Origin of the sequence: Streptomyces sp. NPDC047515 (assembly GCF_040643055.1) — a bacterium.
GTDB lineage: Bacteria > Actinomycetota > Actinomycetes > Streptomycetales > Streptomycetaceae > Streptomyces.
This window is the reverse complement of the sequence record NZ_JBEYTM010000010.1, coordinates 88,177-104,092: the sequence shown is the minus strand read 5'-3', so window position 1 is coordinate 104,092 and position 15,916 is coordinate 88,177. Positions and strand designations below refer to the sequence as shown.

General features: G+C 69.9%; 15 protein-coding genes and 3 pseudogenes. 7 read left to right on the top strand and 11 right to left on the bottom strand.

All coding sequences use genetic code 11. The annotated features are described in order from the left end of the window. Window positions 1-88: 88 nt before the first annotated feature. Window positions 89-673: a cysteine hydrolase family protein gene (locus tag ABZ826_RS11420; protein WP_361445773.1), complete on the bottom strand. Its 585-nt coding sequence runs from the start codon at window positions 671-673 to the stop codon at window positions 89-91. 236 nt (window positions 674-909) lie between these two features. Between ABZ826_RS11420 and ABZ826_RS11415 the strand changes: the two genes are divergently transcribed. Continuing rightward, window positions 910-1,287, top strand: a complete 378-nt coding sequence (locus tag ABZ826_RS11415; protein ID WP_361445770.1) for a nuclear transport factor 2 family protein — start codon at window positions 910-912, stop codon at window positions 1,285-1,287. A 116-nt stretch (window positions 1,288-1,403) separates the two neighbouring features. Here the strand turns inward: ABZ826_RS11415 and ABZ826_RS11410 are convergent. The 5 genes and pseudogenes from ABZ826_RS11410 to ABZ826_RS11390 form a co-directional block, all read right to left on the bottom strand. Then, window positions 1,404-2,021, bottom strand: a pseudogene (locus ABZ826_RS11410) (transposase); the annotation flags it as partial. 30 nt (window positions 2,022-2,051) lie between these two features. Further along, window positions 2,052-2,915, bottom strand: a complete 864-nt coding sequence (locus ABZ826_RS11405; RefSeq protein ID WP_361445767.1) for an ABC transporter permease — start codon at window positions 2,913-2,915, stop codon at window positions 2,052-2,054. After that, window positions 2,875-3,747, bottom strand: a complete 873-nt coding sequence (locus ABZ826_RS11400; protein ID WP_361445764.1) for an ATP-binding cassette domain-containing protein — start codon at window positions 3,745-3,747, stop codon at window positions 2,875-2,877. The genes ABZ826_RS11405 and ABZ826_RS11400 overlap by 41 nt, the downstream gene beginning before the upstream one ends. Then, entirely contained in the window at window positions 3,744-4,199 is a 456-nt protein-coding gene (locus tag ABZ826_RS11395; protein WP_361445761.1) for a MarR family transcriptional regulator, read from the bottom strand. The genes ABZ826_RS11400 and ABZ826_RS11395 overlap by 4 nt, the downstream gene beginning before the upstream one ends. A 128-nt stretch (window positions 4,200-4,327) precedes the next feature. Next, window positions 4,328-4,752: pseudogene (locus ABZ826_RS11390) on the bottom strand (hypothetical protein). Window positions 4,753-4,915: 163 nt separating this feature from the next. On the opposite strand from ABZ826_RS11390, the gene pip reads away from it, so the two are divergent. The 3 genes from pip (at window position 4,916) to ABZ826_RS11375 (ending at window position 9,507) form a co-directional block, all read left to right on the top strand. Then, complete coding sequence (gene pip, locus ABZ826_RS11385) at window positions 4,916-5,911, top strand: prolyl aminopeptidase (RefSeq protein ID WP_361445758.1); 996 nt, start codon at window positions 4,916-4,918, stop codon at window positions 5,909-5,911. A gap of 194 nt (window positions 5,912-6,105) precedes the next feature. Further along, window positions 6,106-8,391, top strand: coding sequence for a peptidoglycan recognition protein (locus ABZ826_RS11380; protein ID WP_361445755.1), 2,286 nt, complete (start codon window positions 6,106-6,108; stop codon window positions 8,389-8,391). 120 nt (window positions 8,392-8,511) lie between these two features. Next, a complete protein-coding gene (locus ABZ826_RS11375) occupies window positions 8,512-9,507 on the top strand; it encodes an aldo/keto reductase (protein WP_361445752.1) in 996 nt (331 codons plus the stop codon). 97 nt (window positions 9,508-9,604) lie between these two features. On the opposite strand, the pseudogene ABZ826_RS11370 reads toward ABZ826_RS11375, so the two are convergent. Both ABZ826_RS11370 and thpR read right to left on the bottom strand, forming a co-directional pair. Next, window positions 9,605-9,904, bottom strand: a pseudogene (locus ABZ826_RS11370) (PadR family transcriptional regulator); the annotation flags it as partial. Between the two features lie 195 nt (window positions 9,905-10,099). After that, window positions 10,100-10,672, bottom strand: a complete 573-nt coding sequence (gene thpR / locus ABZ826_RS11365; protein WP_361445749.1) for an RNA 2',3'-cyclic phosphodiesterase — start codon at window positions 10,670-10,672, stop codon at window positions 10,100-10,102. A gap of 100 nt (window positions 10,673-10,772) precedes the next feature. Here thpR and ABZ826_RS11360 point away from each other — a divergent pair, with 100 nt between their 5' ends. Then, on the top strand, window positions 10,773-11,357 hold the full coding sequence (locus ABZ826_RS11360; protein WP_361445746.1) for a Uma2 family endonuclease: 585 nt from the start codon (window positions 10,773-10,775) through the stop codon (window positions 11,355-11,357). 78 nt (window positions 11,358-11,435) lie between these two features. Here ABZ826_RS11360 and ABZ826_RS11355 read toward each other — a convergent pair whose 3' ends face one another. Together ABZ826_RS11355 and ABZ826_RS11350 are read right to left on the bottom strand one after the other, a co-directional pair. Beyond that, window positions 11,436-12,770, bottom strand: a complete 1,335-nt coding sequence (locus ABZ826_RS11355; protein WP_361445743.1) for an MFS transporter — start codon at window positions 12,768-12,770, stop codon at window positions 11,436-11,438. Between the two features lie 93 nt (window positions 12,771-12,863). Continuing rightward, entirely contained in the window at window positions 12,864-13,304 is a 441-nt protein-coding gene (locus ABZ826_RS11350; RefSeq protein WP_093899797.1) for a MarR family transcriptional regulator, read from the bottom strand. Between the two features lie 145 nt (window positions 13,305-13,449). Here ABZ826_RS11350 and ABZ826_RS11345 point away from each other — a divergent pair, with 145 nt between their 5' ends. Continuing rightward, the gene (locus ABZ826_RS11345; RefSeq protein WP_361445739.1) at window positions 13,450-13,665 is read left to right on the top strand and encodes a ribbon-helix-helix protein, CopG family; all 216 of its coding nucleotides are present in this window, start codon (window positions 13,450-13,452) and stop codon (window positions 13,663-13,665) included. Here ABZ826_RS11345 and ABZ826_RS11340 read toward each other — a convergent pair. After that, window positions 13,658-15,112 carry an NCS2 family permease gene (locus ABZ826_RS11340; RefSeq protein ID WP_361445736.1) on the bottom strand — a complete coding sequence of 485 codons (1,455 nt, stop codon included), beginning with the start codon at window positions 15,110-15,112 and terminating at the stop codon, window positions 13,658-13,660. The genes ABZ826_RS11345 and ABZ826_RS11340 overlap by 8 nt on opposite strands. Before the next feature lie 220 nt (window positions 15,113-15,332). Between ABZ826_RS11340 and ABZ826_RS11335 the strand changes: the two genes are divergently transcribed. Beyond that, a complete protein-coding gene (locus ABZ826_RS11335; protein WP_361445733.1) occupies window positions 15,333-15,656 on the top strand; it encodes a DUF2530 domain-containing protein in 324 nt (107 codons plus the stop codon). Window positions 15,657-15,916 lie beyond the last annotated feature (260 nt).

Sequence of the window (15,916 nt, the reverse complement as noted above, 5' to 3'; positions counted from 1 at the left end):
GGTTCCCGGGACGAGGAGTCCGTCCGACCACGGACCGGAAATGGTCGCTGAGCAGCGAACTACCCCTGCGCTCACGCGACTTGACGCCTCAGCGGCAGCGGGGCGGCACGGTGAAAGCGACGTCCGCGGCGTGGGCGACGACCTCGGCCTCGCTGCCGAGGGCCCATTCGGCGACCCGTGAGACCGCGGCGGCCGGAACCGCGTCACTGATCCCCGGTGCCGCCGGGATGTCGTGCGTCGCGTGGGCGTCGTGCGGCATGACGACCCGGTACCCCAGCGCCAGGGCGGTGCGGGCGGTCGCCTGGACACACATCTCGGACATCACACCGCAGATGGCGAGTGCCCGTATCCCCCGGTCGGTCAACAGGCCCCCCAGCGCGGTCCCGTCGAAGCCGTCGTCCTGGGTCTTGCGGATCACGGCCTCGGTGGGACCGGCCTCGACGGGATGATGGAGCTCCCAGCCCGGCGTATGCGCCTCGTCGCCCGCCCCCGGCGCCCCGTCGTTCTGGATGTGGACGACGAGCGCGCCTCTCCTGCGCGCCCGTGCGATCAGGTCCGCGGTCCGGTCCACGAGCCGGGCCGCCTCGGGAACGGCCCGGTCGCCGGAGACAGCGGCCGACTGGACGTCCACGACGAGCAGGGCCTCTACGGGCATCGCACGACTACTGGTCATCCCGCCATCATGTCCGTCCGCGCCGGACGCTTCCACTTCATTGAGCTCCAGGACGATTCACGCACACAGCCGTCTCGGCCCGGTTCTTCGCGAGGGCGGCAACCCGTTCGTGCCCGGGGACATGGGAAGGCTCTTCCGCGCACGCGGCTGACTAGTGCTGTGACCGGGAAGGTTCACCGTGATCGGAAGGCGGCTCGTGGGACGAGCGCACGCGAAACTCCTGGTATTACTGGGGCATGCAGGAAGAGACCGCACGCTCCGCGATCGACACGTTCATCTCCGCGTTCAACGCCTCGGACGACAGCTATGTGACTGCCCTGCTCTCCCAGGCCCTGACCTCAGACGTGGTCTTCTGGGGGCCGTTGGGTCGCAGCGAAGGAATCGGGGCGGTCGAGCGGTTCGTGCTGGACATCCGACGCCACCCGGCGGGGACCGGCACGATGGTGCGCTGCTCAGCGGTGGACATGCCTGACGAATGGGCCCGGTACCAGTGGGTCTTCACCACGCCTGATGGAGGCCCCCGCCTGGCGGGAACGGATGTCGTCCATCTGCGACGGAGCCTCATCGACCAGGTCATCGTCTTCGCGGGGGAGATCGAGCCGTCCGCCTCCTGAGTCATCCTTCTGTCGCTGTCCTTCTCGTCAACTACTCGGCCGTAAACGACCGAGCTTGCTGACTCGGTTCGATACGGCTTTGCTTATGCTCCCGACTGCCCCCTACGACAGGGCGGTCACGGGTCACATCTACCGCTCCCGGCTCGGGCCGGGAGCGGATCGGGCATGTTGACGAATACCCACGCCGAGCGTGCGCGGTTGCGCACGTTGACCCCGGCGACGTGGTCGGCCGGCCCAGCGAGGCCGCACCGGCGACAAGAGAAATGATCACGCGAAGGGCGGTTGTTCTTCGCGGTGTGACCGCAGCGCGGGCAGCGCTGCGAGGTGTAGGCCGGGTCCACCTCGATGAACGGCACACCTGCACGGCAGGCCTTGTATTCCAGGAAGGAGCCGAGCTGGTGGAACGGCCAGGAGGACAGACGGGCCCGCTGGTCGCGAGGAACCGTGACCCGCTCGCGGATACCCCTCAGCTCTTCGAGAGCGATTCCGCGTTCGGTGCGTTGCGCGACGGCAACCGTCTGCTTGGAGATCTTGTGGTTGATGTGGGTGGCGTGCCTCGCCTCGCGGCGGGCGCGTTTCTTGAGGAGCTGCTTGGATGAGCGGGTGCGCTTGGCCTGGATCTCGGCCTTCTTGCGGGCCTGCCACCTGCGGTAGCGGCCGAGACGGCGTCCGGAGTGATTGTCCCCGTCCGAGGTGGTGGCGAGGTTGACGATGCCCCGGTCCACTCCGATGAAGTCCTTCGGTTCAAAAGTACCGCCCGCAGCTCAGCGGGCGAGACGGCCCAGCAGTGAACCGGCGGCGATGATGCCCACCAAGGCCGCGAAGGCGAGGACCGCGAGGTCGAGGCCGAGGTGTGCCTGGGTGCCGATGAGCAGTCCGCGCAGGGCGTCGACCTCGTAGCTCAGCGGGTTCACCCTGCTGACGGCCTGGAGCCAGCCGGGCATCAGGGCGACCGGGTAGAGCGCGTTGGACGCGAAGAACAGCGGCATGGTGATGGCCTGGCCGATACCCATCAGGCGGTCGCGGGTCAGGACGATCCCGGCTATCGACATCGACAGGCAGGAGAAGAACGCCGAGGCGAGCACGACCACCACGACAACACCCAGCAGCCGCAACGGGTTCCAGGTCATGCCGACACCGATCAGTGCGGCGATCACGATGACGACCGCGGCCTGGATCACCGCCTTCACCCCGGCGGCGAAGGCCTTGCCCGTCACCAGGGCGGTGCGGGGCGTGGGGGTGACCATGAGTTTGGTGAGGACGCCGGAATCCCGCTCCCAGATGATCATGATGCCGTAGAAGATCGCGATGAACATGGCGGACTGGGCGATGATGCCGGGCGCGAGGAAGTCGAGATAGGGGACACCGCCGGTCGGGATGGCGTGGATACGGGAGAACGTCACGCCGAAGATCAGCAGCCAGAGGGCGGGCTGGACGGCGCGGGTGTAGATCTCGGTGCGGTCGTGGCGCAGCTTCTGCATTTCCACGACGCACATCGCGATGACGCGCGCGGCGACGACGCGCCAGCCGGTGCGGGGCGGTGGCGGGGTCAGCAGCAGCGCGAAGCGCTGTTCCGGAGGGCCGGACTCAGCCGAGGCGGGATGCGGTGCGACGGGTACGGCGGACATCTCGGAACGCTCCCTTCCGTTCGTCGGAACCGGAGCCGGAACCGGGGTCGTCCAGTCCGCGCCCGGAGTGGTACCGGAAGACGTCCTCCAGGGACGGCGGCGGCAGGCCCGTCTCGCCGGAGTCCCGGCGGTGGACGACGAGTTCCTTCTTCAGCTCGGCGGGGGTGCCGAGCGCGCGCAGCCGGCCCAGGTGCATCAGCGCGAGCCGGTCGCAGCGCTGGTCGGCCTCGTCCATGGAGTGGGTGGTGACCAGCACGGTCATGCCGGTGCCGATCCGTATCTCGGTGATGCGGTCCCAGACACTGTCCCGCGCGATCGGGTCCAGGCCGATGGTGGGCTCGTCCAGGATCATCAGCCGGGGCGCACTGACCAGGGCCTGCGCGAGTTCGAGGCGGCGGACCATGCCGCCGGAGTACGTGCCGACGAGCCGGTGCGCGACCTCGCCGAGGCCGACCGCGTCCAGGGCCTGGGCGACCCGTGCGGCGCGCCGGCGGCGGGGCACGTCGTAGACGCGGGCGAAGAGCTGGACGTTCTCCCGGCCGGTGAGGCTCGCATCGGCCGACAGTTGCTGCGGTACGTAGCCGAGCAGCCGCCGCACCGCCATCCTGTGCCGGGCCGCGTCCTGGCCGAACACCTCGATGACGCCGGGTGGCACGGGCAGCAGTGTGGTGATCGCGCGCAGGGTGGTGGTCTTGCCCGCGCCGTTCGGCCCCAGGAGGCCGAACACCTCCCCCGGGCCGACCAGCAGATCCAGGCCGTCGACGGCCTTCGCGTCGCCGAAGCTGTAGCTCAGTCCGGTGCAGTTAAGGGCGGGCGTGGTCTCCGTGGTCACGCGATCTCATCTCCTTCGCGCAGCGAGTCGGCGAGCCTGCGCAGGGCCGGGAGCGCGGCGGTCAGTGCCGCCCGGTCGGCCGCGCCCAGTCCGGCCAGGTGTTCGCGGAAGAGCGCCTCGCGGCGGGCGCGCCAGTCGCGCAGCCTCCCGGCCCCCGCCGGGGTCGGGTACAGCAGCGCGGCGCGTCCGTCGCCGGGGTCCTTCTCCCTGCGCAACAGCCCTTCGGCGACGAGGTGGTTCACCAGGGTGCTGACCGAGTTGGCCGCGAGACAGAGATGGTGCGCGGCCGTCGAGACCCGGATGCCGGGCTCTGCGGCCACCAGCCGCAGCAGCTCAGCGTGCGCCCCGCGCACCCGGGGGGCGCTCAGACCGCTCCACAGGCGTCGCCGGGCGAGCCTCTGGATGCGGGGCAGGAGTCCGGCGAGCTCATCGGGGAGATCACTCGCCGCCATCTGCCTATTTTAGCTCCGTATGCGAGGTAATGTCCGCGAGGTAATGTCCGCGAGCTGATGTCCGCATGTGGGGCGGCCTGGACGGACCGGTGGTCCGAACCGCCGCGTGACCGCCCGGAACCGCGGGCTCACCCCTCCGCGAACCGCTCCCCGCACCGGCTGCAGAACACCGGCTCGGGGTCCTGCGAGAGCCGGCCGCACCCTGGGCAGACGCGGTCCAGCACGCAGGGCGCCTCGCCGCCCTCGTACGCCGTCGAGGGCGCGGCCACGGGTGGGGACGAGGGCTCGATCATCAGGCCGGGGCGGCGGCGGTGGACGGTCACGTACGCCGGCCCCTCCGGCCCCGCGACGAGCGCGCGACGCGAGGTACGGGGCAGCCGGACGACCATGGTCGGGGTCAGGTCCGTCCCGTCGCCGCCCCCGGCCACGACCCGGCCGCCGCCCGCGACGACGACGAGCAGGACGTCCAGGACGTCCTCCTGATGCTCACCGACCTCCGCGCTCGGCGGAAGACGCACCAGATTGGCGTCCAACTCCCGGCCTGCTCGGCCAGTTGTCACAGCCCACCGCGGTCGTCGTGGGTGGCGGCGGTCAGCAGTTCGTCGAGTACGGCCAGTACCCGGGGTACGGAATCCACAGCGAACAGGCTACGCCCGCCCTACGCTGGCCCCTTTGCCCGCCGAGTTTGCCCGCCGAGTCGAAGGAGCCGCCGCGCCATGGACCGCGAGCCCGACGAGAAGTACCCGCCGATCGAACCGTACGAGCACGGCATGCTCGATGTCGGGGAAGGCAACCTCGTGTACTGGGAGGTGTGCGGCAATCCGGACGGCAAACCCGCAGTCGTCGTGCACGGCGGTCCCGGCTCGGGGTGCACCGAGCGGCCCCGGCAGTACTTCGACCCGGACCGCTACCGCGTCGTCCTCTTCGACCAGCGGGGCTGTGGCCGCTCCACCCCGCACGCGAGCGACCCGGCCACCGACATGCGGTACAACACGACCGACCGGCTGATCACCGACATGGAGCGGCTGCGCCACCACCTCGGGATCGACAACTGGCTGCTGTACGGCGGCTCCTGGGGCTCGACGCTGATCCTCGCGTACGCCGAGCAGCACCCCGAACGGGTCTCCGAGATCGTGATCCCGGCGGTGACGACGACCCGGCGCAGCGAGATCGACTGGCTGTACCGGGGCGCCGGACAGATCTTCCCCGAGGCGTGGGAACTGTTCCGGGCGGGTGTCCCGGAGGCCGGGAGCGACGCGACCGCGGACGTCCTCGCCGCGTACGCCCGGCGGATGGAGAGCCCCGACGCGGGTGTACGGGAGAAGGCGACGGCCGACTGGTGCGCCTGGGAGGACGCGGTGCTCTCCCAGGAGGCGTACACGGGACCGCCGCCGTACAGCGGGCGCCCCGACCGGGCGCGGCAGGCGCTGGTGCGGATCTGCTCCCACTACTTCTCCCGGGGTGCGTGGCTGGAGGAGGGGCAGCTGATCCGGGACGCGGGGCGGCTGGCGGGGATTCCGGGCGTGCTGGTGCACGGGCGGTTCGACCTGGGCGGCCCGCTGATCACCGCGTGGGAGCTGACGAAGGCGTGGCCGGACGCGGAACTGACCGTGATCGACGCTGCGGGGCATCTGGGCGGTCCGGCGACGAGCCGGGCGGTGCTGGCGGCGCTGGACCGGTTCGCGGTCCGGACCCGGCCGGAGCGTCCCTGACGTACCACCCGGCGCTCCCCGGACCTACGCGGTGCCACCCGCGTAGACACGGCGGCGTCCGGACGTGGCAAGCTGTTTCTCCGCTGTATGCGCGGTAGCACTCGTACCCCCCACTGGTCTTGTGACGACCGGTGCTGCCGCCTGACGCAGCACGTGACGAAACGACAGTCCAAAGACGATCCCTGGGGTACGACTTGAGATCGAAGAAGAGAATCTGGATCACGGCTGCCGTGGCCACGTCCGCCGTGGCGGGTGTCCTGGTGTTCGAGGGAGTGACGGGCAATCCCTCGGTGGACTCGGACGCCAAGTCCGGCCCGGCCAGGACCGATGTGCGCGCGACCGCGCTGAAGGTCGACGGCGACGGCACCACCGCCGTGCTCGGCAAGCAGGACACCAAGCCCTTCAGCATGCTGGGGGTCACCTGGACCGACCCCGCGGCCAAGGTCGGCGGAGCCGTGGAGGTACGGACCCGGTCCGCCGCCGACGGGAAGTGGACGGCGTGGCTGCCGCTCGAAACCGACGCCGACGGACGCGCGGAGACCGGCCGGTCCGGCGTGCGAGGGAGCACCGAGCCGCGCTGGGTCGGCCCGTCCAACGGCGTCGAGGTACGGATCAACGCGGGTGGCAAGGTCTCCACGAAGCTGCCCGCGGGGCTGCGGCTGGACACCGTGGACCCGGGCCGGAGCGGCACCCTGAACGCGGACCCCGCCGCCTTCGCCGCCGACCTCCCCGCAAACACCCCCTCGACCGATCCGACCGACGACCCTTCGGACCCGGTCACGCCCGAGCCGCCCGAGCCCGGCGACGCCACGGAACCGCCCGCCGAGGTCCCGCCGACCGACCCGGCGTCGCCGTCCCCGTCCGCCCCGGCCACGGGCGTCACGACTCCCCCGGCGAGCCCGACCCCTTCGCCGTCGGTCAGTTCGTCCCCGGCCGAGAGCCTGCCGCCCGCGCCGCCGTCGACCGTGCCGAAGCCGCCCATCACCCCGCGTGCGGGCTGGGGCGCCGACGAGTCGATCAGCCCGGAGGCCCCGGAGTACACCGACACCGTCAAGGCCGTCTTCGTCCACCACACCGCCGGGACCAACACCTACTCGTGCGCCGACTCCGCGGCCGTCGTGCGCAGCGTGTACGCGTACCACGTCCAGAGCGAGAAGTGGAAGGACATCGGCTACAACTTCCTGGTCGACAAGTGCGGCACGATCTTCGAGGGTCGTAAGGGCGGGGTGGACCGGCCGGTCTTCGGCGCGCACACCTACGGCTTCAACCGGCAGACGGCCGGCATCGCGGTCCTCGGCACGTACACGGACTCGGCCGCCCCGAGCGCGGTGACCACCTCGGTGGCCCGGATCGCCGCGTGGAAGCTCGGCCAGTACAAGGGCGACCCGGCGGGCAGCACCATGCTCACCGCGGGCGCCACCGGCGGCAACCTCGCCGGCACCAAGTTCACCGCCGGCACGCAGTACTCCTTCAAGCAGATCTCCGGCCACCGCGACGGCTTCGCGACCGAGTGCCCCGGCACCAAGCTGTACGGACAGCTGCCCGCGATCCGCAGCCTCGCCGCGGGACCCGTCACCGGACTGGCCATCAAGTCGGTGACCGGCGCCGGGTTCTCGGGCACGACGTACTACACCAAGTCCGCGATCACCGTGGGCTGGTCGGCGACCACCCCGAGCGCGTTCGTCTCCAAGTACGAGCTGCTGGTCGACGGCAAGTCCGTCGCCACCACCGCGGGCACCGCCACCTCCGCCAAGGCCACCCTCGCCGTCGGCATCCACCAGGTCCAGGTCCGCGCCACCCACCAGTCGGGCAAGGTCAGCACGTCCGCGGCGGCCACCGTGGTCGCCGACCAGACGGCGCCCGCCTTCACCACCAAGCCCAACCTGGCCCTGCGCCCCGGCACCGTGAACACCACGGCCGTCCCGGTCACCCTGAAGTGGAAGGCCACCGACGCCGCCTCGCTCAAGGAGGTCAGGCTCACCGCCCCGGTCGCCAAGACCTACGGACCGACGACCACCAGCGCCTCGCACACCGCGAAGTCGGGGGCGGCGACCAGCTGGGCCATGACCGCGTACGACCAGGCGGGCAACACCGCCGCCGCGTCCGTCTCCGGCACACCCGTCATCGTCCAGGAGAGCTCGGCGACGAAGACCGGCACCTGGACGACGAAGTCCTCGTCCAGCTACCTCGGCGGCAAGTCGTACTCCAGCTCGTCCAAGAACGCGAGCCTGAGCTGGACGTTCACCGGCCGCTCGGTCGCCCTGGTCGTCTCCAGGGCCGCCACCTCCGGCCAGGTGTACGTCTATGTGGACGGCGCGAAGGTGTCCACGGTGGACCTGAAGTCCAGCACCACCAAGTACCGCGACGCCCTGTGGACGCAGAGCTGGACCAGCGGTGCCAAGCACACCGTCAAGATCGTCGTCGTGGCCACGTCGGGCCGGCCGACGGTCACCACCGACGGGATCGTGTACCTGAAGTGACCGGCTGAGACGTTCGGTCGCTCATTCGCACGACGCTCCTGCCCCCGGTGCCGCCGGGGGCAGGGTGCGTTCGGGGTCGCCCTTGCTTCGAGCGGACTCGAAGGCGTTGGCTTGGTGTCCATGAAGTACACGCAGCTCGGACGCACCGGACTCAAGGTCAGCCGCCTCGTCCTCGGCACCATGAACTTCGGCCCGCAGACCAATGAGGTGGACAGCCACGCCATCATGGACGCGGCGCTGGACACGGGCCTGAACTTCTTCGACACCGCGAATGTCTACGGCTGGGGCGAGAACAAGGGCCGTACCGAGGAGATCATCGGCACCTGGTTCGCCAAGGGCGGCGAACGCCGCGACAAGGTGGTCCTGGCCACCAAGATGTACGGGAACATGGGCGCCGACGGCGAGGCCTGGCCCAACCACGACAAGCTCTCCGCCGTGAACATCCGGCGCTCGGTCGAGGCCTCGCTGAAGCGCCTCCAGACGGACTACATCGACCTGTACCAGTTCCACCACGTCGACCGGAACACCCCCTTCGAGGAGATCTGGCAGGCGATCGACGTCCTGGTGCAGCAGGGCAAGATCCTCTACGCGGGCTCGTCGAACTTCGCCGGCTACAAGATCGCCCAGGCCAATGAACTGGCGGCCCGGCGCGGCTCGTTGGGCCTGGTCAGCGAGCAGTGCATCTACAACCTGATGGAGCGCCGCGCCGAGATGGAGGTCATCCCGGCCGCCCAGGAGTACGGCCTCGGGGTCATCCCGTGGTCCCCGCTGCACGGCGGCCTGCTGGGCGGTGTGCTGAAGAAGGAGCGCGAGGGCACGGCGGGGCGTTCGGTCTCCGGGCGCAGCGCGGACGCGCTGCAGGACTCGGCGCAGCGCGCGAAGATCCAGGCGTACGAGGACCTGCTCGACAAGCACGGCCTGGAGCCGGGCGAGGTCGGCCTGGCCTGGCTGCTCTCCCGGCCGGGGGTGACGGGGCCGATCGTCGGTCCGCGCAACCAGGAGCAGCTGGACTCGGCGCTGCGGGCCCTGGAGCTCGACCTCTCGGCGGAGCTGCTGGCCTCGCTGGACGAGATCTTCCCGGGGCCGGGGCCGTCGCCGGAGGCGTTCGCCTGGTGAGGACGGACTGACGGGCTGTCCGTCCGGCAGGTACAGGCCGCCGTTGCCCCGTCCCCGTTCGGGGGCGAGGGCGACGGCGGTCCGTTGCGCGTCCGCGTCAGAGCGAGGCGTCGAGTTCCTTGAGCGTCTCCCCGAGCCAGCTCAGCTCCGTCTCGCTGGTCGCGCGGGCGATCCGCAGCAGCCCCCGCCGGAACGGGTCCTCGAACACCTCGGCGCCGAGCGGTCGCTCGCCCTCGTAGAAGAAGCTGCTCGGCTCCTCCAGGAACGCGAGCCGACGGCGCAGCACGTCCGCCTGCGCGGCCGGGGACTCCAGATGGCGTAGGAAGGCCAGGACCGTGAACCAGCGGTTCTCGTCGCTGATGTCCACGTCGTCGGCCTCGCGCAGCCGGCGCCGCAGCGAGGTCGTTAATGCCTTGGGGGAGTGCGTGCCAGGGCGTGGCCGCCCGATCAGAGGCCGCCCGACAGGCTCTCAGCCGCGCGTCACTGTCCGACGGCGGCTGCCACGGCGACGACGACGAACATCAGCACGAGCACGGCGGCCATGATGCGGTTTCTGGTCTTCGGATCCACCCTTCGAGCCTAACCGCCGCTCTCAGCGGCCCAGCGACCAGGATGCGACCGTCTCGTACCGCGGCTTCTCGCCCGGCACCCCGCCGACCGGCAGGTTGCTGCGTACGAGGGCGAGCTCACCGACCTCCCACGGCGTGCTCTCGAAGTCGGCGAGTGCCTCGACGTAGGGGCGCAGGTCGGCGTCGGTGCGGGAGCGGGCGAGGGTGAGGTGGGGGCTGTAGCGGCGGTGCTCGTCCATCGGGATGCCGGTGCGGCGGGCGGCGGCGTCGGCGCGTTCGGCGAGGAGCCGCAAGGTGTCGAGCGAACCCGCCGCCCCCACCCAGAGCGCCCGGCCGCCGAACCGGCCGCCCCCGTGGAGGCGCAGCGGGAAGGGCTCGGCGCGGTGGGCCGCCCGCGCGAGGCGCTCATCCAGCTCGGGTACCAGTTCCTCGTCCACGGACCCGAGGAAAGCGAGCGTGAAGTGCCAGCCGGGCGTGCCGGTCCAGCGCAGCTTCCCGGCACCGGGCAGCGAACGCAGCGCGTCCACGGCACGGCGCAGTTCCTGGACCGCCTGGTCGGGCGGCGACACGGCGACGAAGAGTCTGAGGCTGCTCATGGGCCGAGTGTCGCACCGTATCGGCGTGTCCCGGGCTCCGTACGTATCGTTGTCCTACGCGGCTGCCCGCGCCCGTGCGGCAGTGGGGAGGAGCGGCACGATGACCGTCGTAGACACCGACAGGATCGAGATGGCCGACAACGGCGACGAGCGCACCTTGGACATGATGTTCGAGTGGCTTGAGCCCACCCCCGAGGGATTCAAGGTCGAGATCGTCGAGGGGATCATCTACATGTCGCCCCAGCGGGACATTCACTGGCGGATCATCCTGGCGCTCATCAGGCAGCTGCTCTCCAGGTACGGGGAGGAGCAACTGACATCCGGCGTCCGCTTCGACTTTCCGGGCCGCCTCAACGGCCTCGCCCCGGACGTCGTGGCCCTGGCCGAGGGCGCTGCGCACGACGCCAAGGGGCGGTATCGCTACCAGGACATCGAGTTCGTCGCGGAGGTGATCTCCAAGGACACCGCCGCCAACGACTACGGCCCGAAGAAGGCCACGTATGCCACCGCCGGCGTGCCGGTGTACGTCATCGCCGACCCCTACACCGGCACATGGCACCTCCACACGCTCCCGAAGGACGACGAATACCGCAGTGTGCTGAGCCTCGATTTCGGCACCCCGATCGACCTGACCGACACCGTCGTCGGCCTCACCCTCCGGACCGACACGTTCCCCCGCGACTGACCGCGCCCCGACACACGGCACGGCCCCGACCGGTATCCCACCCGGTCGGGGCCGTGCCGTGTGTCGCACGGGCGGCGCTCAGGCCGCCGTGGCCAGCTCCTCGCGCGGGACGAACCGCACGTGGGGGCGGCCCGGCCGGAGGTCGACCTGGAGCCGGAGACCACCGACGCGGGCCAGCATGAAGCCGACACCGAGCGCGGCCACCAGCGAGAACGCGCCACCGACGACCATGCCCGTACGGACCCCGTAGGCGTCGCTGACCCAGCCGAGGATCGGGGCACCCACCGGCGTACCGCCGGCGAAGACCATCATGTACAGGCTCATGACCCGGCCGCGCATCGCCGGGTCGGCGGCCATCTGGACGCTCGTGTTGGCGCTGATGTTGGTCGTCAGGCCGATCATGCCGATCGGGACCAGCAGGATCGCGAAGAGCCAGACGGACGGCGACATGGCCGCGATGATCTCCAGCAGGCCGAACACCGTGCCCGCGGCCACCAGCATCCGCAGCCGCGAGGAACGGCGGCGGGCGGCGAGCAGGGCGCCCGCGAGGGAGCCGGCTGCCATCAGGATGTTGAAGAACGAGTACATCCCGGCGCCGCCGTGGAAGATCTCGTCCGCGAAGGCCGTGAGCCAGATCGGGAAGTTGAACCCGAACGTGCCGACGAAGCCGACCAGGACGATCGGCCAGATCAGATCGGGGCGGCCGGAGACATAGCGCAGGCCCTCGCGCAGCTGGCCCTTGGCACGCGGCACGACGACGGCCTTGTGCAGCTCGCTCGTCCGCATCAGCATCAGGCCGACGAGCGGGGCCGCGAAGGACAGGCCGTTGAACATGAAGGCCCAGCCGCTGCCGACCGTGGTGATCAGGACACCGGCGACGGCCGGGCCGATGAGCCGGGCGGACTGGAAGTTCGCCGAGTTGAGACTGACGGCGTTCCGCAGCTGGGCGGGGCCGACCATCTCGGAGACGAACGACTGACGGGCCGGGTTGTCGACGACCGTCACCATGCCGAGCAGGAACGCGATGAGGTAGACGTGCCACACCTGGACGACGCCGGAGAGCGTGAGCGCCGCGAGGGCGATCCCGCACAGGCCGAGCGCCGCCTGGCTGACAAGAAGAAGCTTCCGCTTCGGGAGACGGTCGGCGATGACGCCGCCGTACAGGCCGAAGAGAAGCATCGGGAGGAACTGGAGGGCCGTGGTGATGCCGACGGCGGTGGCGGACCCGGTGAGGCTGAGGACCAGCCAGTCCTGCGTGATGCGGGACATCCAGGTACCGGTGTTGGAGATCACGGCGCCCGTGGCGAACAGGCGGTAGTTACGGATCTTCAGCGACGAGAAGGTCCCGCCGGTCGTGCTCTCGTGGGTGGAAGTCGGTGCGGGGGCGGAGTCTGCTCCGGATCCCGTACTCAAAAGGGTTCGCCTCCTTGGGCATATACGTTTCGCTGACTGACGGGATGCGGCGGTGCGGACGGTGCCGGCCATGGGGCAGGCGCGGCCGCCCCGCTACAGGTGGGCGAGCTTCTCCAGCACGGGCGCCGCCTTGCGGAGCGTCTCCCACTCCTCCTCGTCCAGGCCCTCGGCAAGGGTGGTCAGCCAGGCGTTCCGCTTGGAGCGGCTCTCTTCGAGCATGGCTTCCGCCTGCTCGGTCTGGCTGACCATCTTCTGGCGACGGTCATCGGGGTGCGGTTCCAGTCTGACCAGCCCCTTCGCCTCCAGCAGCGCGACGATGCGAGTCATCGACGGAGGCTGCACATGCTCCTTGCGGGCCAGCTCACCGGGCGTGGCCGAACCGCAGCGGGCGAGCGTGCCGAGCACCGACATCTCGGTGGGGCTCAGCGACTCGTCGACGCGCTGGTGCTTCAGGCGTCGGCCGAGCAGCATCACGGCGGAGCGTAGGGAGCTCACGGCGGCCGCACTGTCGCCGTCGTGGATCAGGTCAGGCATGTTTATTAGGGTAACTCATTACCTACCCTAAAGACCATTCGCGTTACACGCGCGAGAGGCAGATCACCTAATCGATCACCCGAACGAGTGAGTCGGCTCCGGAAAGTGACGCGAAACGACCTCCTGGGCCGTAACCCTGCTTGCCATGGGATCGACTGTGCTCAGCCTGCGGATAGACGGTGAGCTGCTCGACCGGCTCCGGCAGCATGCCGCCAAACGCGGAATGAGCGTCCAGGACTATGTCGTCCGGACGCTCATTCGCGATGACTTCGACGAGCGCTTCAAGGCGGCCGTCGACGAGACGGAGAAGTTCTACGGTCCGGAAGGGACCGCGGGAATCAGGGCGGAAGGGGTCACGTGAGGCCGAGGGCCGGCATCGCGTAGTAGAAGACGAAGACCGCCGACACCGCGTACATGGCCACCGGCACCTCGCGCCAGCGCCCGGCCACCACCCGCAGCACGGAGAAGGCGATGAAGCCGATGCCGATGCCGTTGGTGATCGAGTACGTGAACGGCATCATCAGCATGGCCAGGAAGGCCGGGATGGCGAGCGTGTAGTCGCTCCAGTCGATGTCGCGCACCGAACCGGAGATGATCAGGAAGCCGACCGCCAGCAGGGCCGGGGTGGCCGCCTGCGACGGGACCATGGTCGCCAGCGGCGTCAGGAACAGCGCGGCCGTGAACAGCAGCCCCGTCACGATGCTCGCGAGGCCGGTGCGGGCACCCTCGCCGACACCCGCGGTGGACTCCACGAAGCAGGTGCCCGCGGAGGCGGAGCTCGCACCGCCCGCGGCGACCGCGATGCCGTCCACGAACAGCACCTTGTTGATGCCGGGGAAGTTGCCGTCCTTGTCGGTCAGCTTCGCCTCGTCGCCGACACCCAGGATGGTGCCCATCGCGTCGAAGAAGCAGGACAGCAGCACGGTGAAGACGAACAGGATGCCGGTGAGGACACCCACCTTGTGGAACCCGCCGAACAGACTGACGTGGCCGAGCAGCCCGAAGTCCGGAGTGGCGACCGGGTTGCCCGGCCACTGCGGGACGGTCAGGCCCCACGCCTCGCCCGGCAGGTCGGCGATCGCGTTGATGACCAGAGCCACCGCCGTCATCGCGACGATGGAGATCAGGATGGCGCCCGACACCTTGCGGACGATCAGCGCGAGGGTGAGCAGCGCGCCGAGGACGAAGACGAGGACCGGCCAGCCGGTGAGGTGACCGTCGCCGCCGAGCTGCAGCGGAACGGTGGTGTGCGCGGCGTCCGGCATGCGGGAGACGAAGCCCGAGTCGACCAGGCCGATCAGCAGGATGAAGAGACCGATACCGATCGCGATGCCCTTGCGGAGCGACTTCGGTACGGCGTGCATCACGCGTTCCCGCAACCCCGTCGCGACCAGCAGCATGACCACGATGCCCGCGAGGACGACCATGCCCATCGCGTCCGGCCAGGTCATCTTCGGGGCGAGCTGGAGGGCGACGACCGTGTTGACGCCGAGCCCGGCGGCCAGCGCGATCGGCACATTGCCGATGACACCCATGAGGAGGGTGGAGAAGGCCGCGGTCACCACGGTGGCGGTGACCAGCTGACCATGACTGAGGTAGTGATCGTTTATGTCTTTCGCGCTACCGAGAATGATCGGGTTCAGCACGATGATGTACGCCATGGCGAAGAACGTGGCGAATCCGCCGCGGATCTCGCGTGCGACCGACGACCCCCGCTCGGAGATCTTGAAGAAACGATCCAGGCCGCCCTGCGGCTGAGGGGCCGTGGACGGCGAGGAATCGACCGGAGCGGTGGCCGAGGGGGACATGTATGACCTCAGTCGTACGTAGAGGGGGTTAAAAGTGGTCAGCTTTGGACTTTCACACGAATAAATCGAGACAGCCTTGAGCAGATTCAGTATGAATACATAGGGCGAAGATCGCTATCTCCGCGCGTAGACCCTTGGGCCGACGGGCCCGGCGGCCTTTATTCATGCCGCCCATACGGGCTACGGGAGGGTGCGACAGGGGGCGCCATACACTGAGGCCATGGCGAAGTGGACACCGAAGCACGAGGCACCCGAGCCCCTGGAGGGGCCCGTCGTCGCCACCATCACCGGCGGCACGATCCTCTGGTTCGTCCTCTTCCTGGTCCAGTTGCCGTTCTACGGCTGGTTCGACGATCACGGACACCTGTGGTGGGTCTGGACCTGCCTGGCCGGTGCCGGGCTCGGCCTGATCGGCATCTGGTACGTGCGGGGACGCGACGCGGCGCTCAAGCGCGCCGCCGCGGCGGCCGAGGCCGAGGCTTCCGGTACCTCCGCGCCGGGCGCCGGAACGGACACCGGAGGCACGTCCGGCGTCACGGCCTGACCCCGGCCGGCCCCGCCCGCACACTCCCCGGCGCCGTCCGCACACCCTCCGCCCACTCCGCGGCGTCGCCCCACATACGCTCCGCCGCCGTCCGCACACCGACCGGCATCACCCGGCGCCGCCCTTGACCACACCGGTAGCGCCCCGCATCAGGGTCCTCGTACCACCGCAGGACCATTCCTCCGCGTTCCCCTCCTCCCCCGGTCTGATCTTCGGACCCCTCAGTGGGTGATTCGGACGATCCACCCGTACCGTCGGAA

Bases quoted from the DNA above. Each gene is read 5' to 3' on its own strand.
- ABZ826_RS11420 (WP_361445773.1), bottom strand. From the start codon at position 673: ATGACCAGTAGTCGTGCGATGCCCGTAGAGGCCCTGCTCGTCGTGGAC.
- ABZ826_RS11415 (WP_361445770.1), top strand. From the start codon at position 910: ATGCAGGAAGAGACCGCACGCTCCGCGATCGACACGTTCATCTCCGCG.
- ABZ826_RS11405 (WP_361445767.1), bottom strand. From the start codon at position 2,915: ATGTCCGCCGTACCCGTCGCACCGCATCCCGCCTCGGCTGAGTCCGGC.
- ABZ826_RS11395 (WP_361445761.1), bottom strand. From the start codon at position 4,199: ATGGCGGCGAGTGATCTCCCCGATGAGCTCGCCGGACTCCTGCCCCGC.
- pip (WP_361445758.1), top strand. From the start codon at position 4,916: ATGGACCGCGAGCCCGACGAGAAGTACCCGCCGATCGAACCGTACGAG.
- ABZ826_RS11375 (WP_361445752.1), top strand. From the start codon at position 8,512: ATGAAGTACACGCAGCTCGGACGCACCGGACTCAAGGTCAGCCGCCTC.
- thpR (WP_361445749.1), bottom strand. From the start codon at position 10,672: ATGAGCAGCCTCAGACTCTTCGTCGCCGTGTCGCCGCCCGACCAGGCG.
- ABZ826_RS11360 (WP_361445746.1), top strand. From the start codon at position 10,773: ATGACCGTCGTAGACACCGACAGGATCGAGATGGCCGACAACGGCGAC.
- ABZ826_RS11350 (WP_093899797.1), bottom strand. From the start codon at position 13,304: ATGCCTGACCTGATCCACGACGGCGACAGTGCGGCCGCCGTGAGCTCC.
- ABZ826_RS11345 (WP_361445739.1), top strand. From the start codon at position 13,450: ATGGGATCGACTGTGCTCAGCCTGCGGATAGACGGTGAGCTGCTCGAC.
- ABZ826_RS11340 (WP_361445736.1), bottom strand. From the start codon at position 15,112: ATGTCCCCCTCGGCCACCGCTCCGGTCGATTCCTCGCCGTCCACGGCC.
- ABZ826_RS11335 (WP_361445733.1), top strand. From the start codon at position 15,333: ATGGCGAAGTGGACACCGAAGCACGAGGCACCCGAGCCCCTGGAGGGG.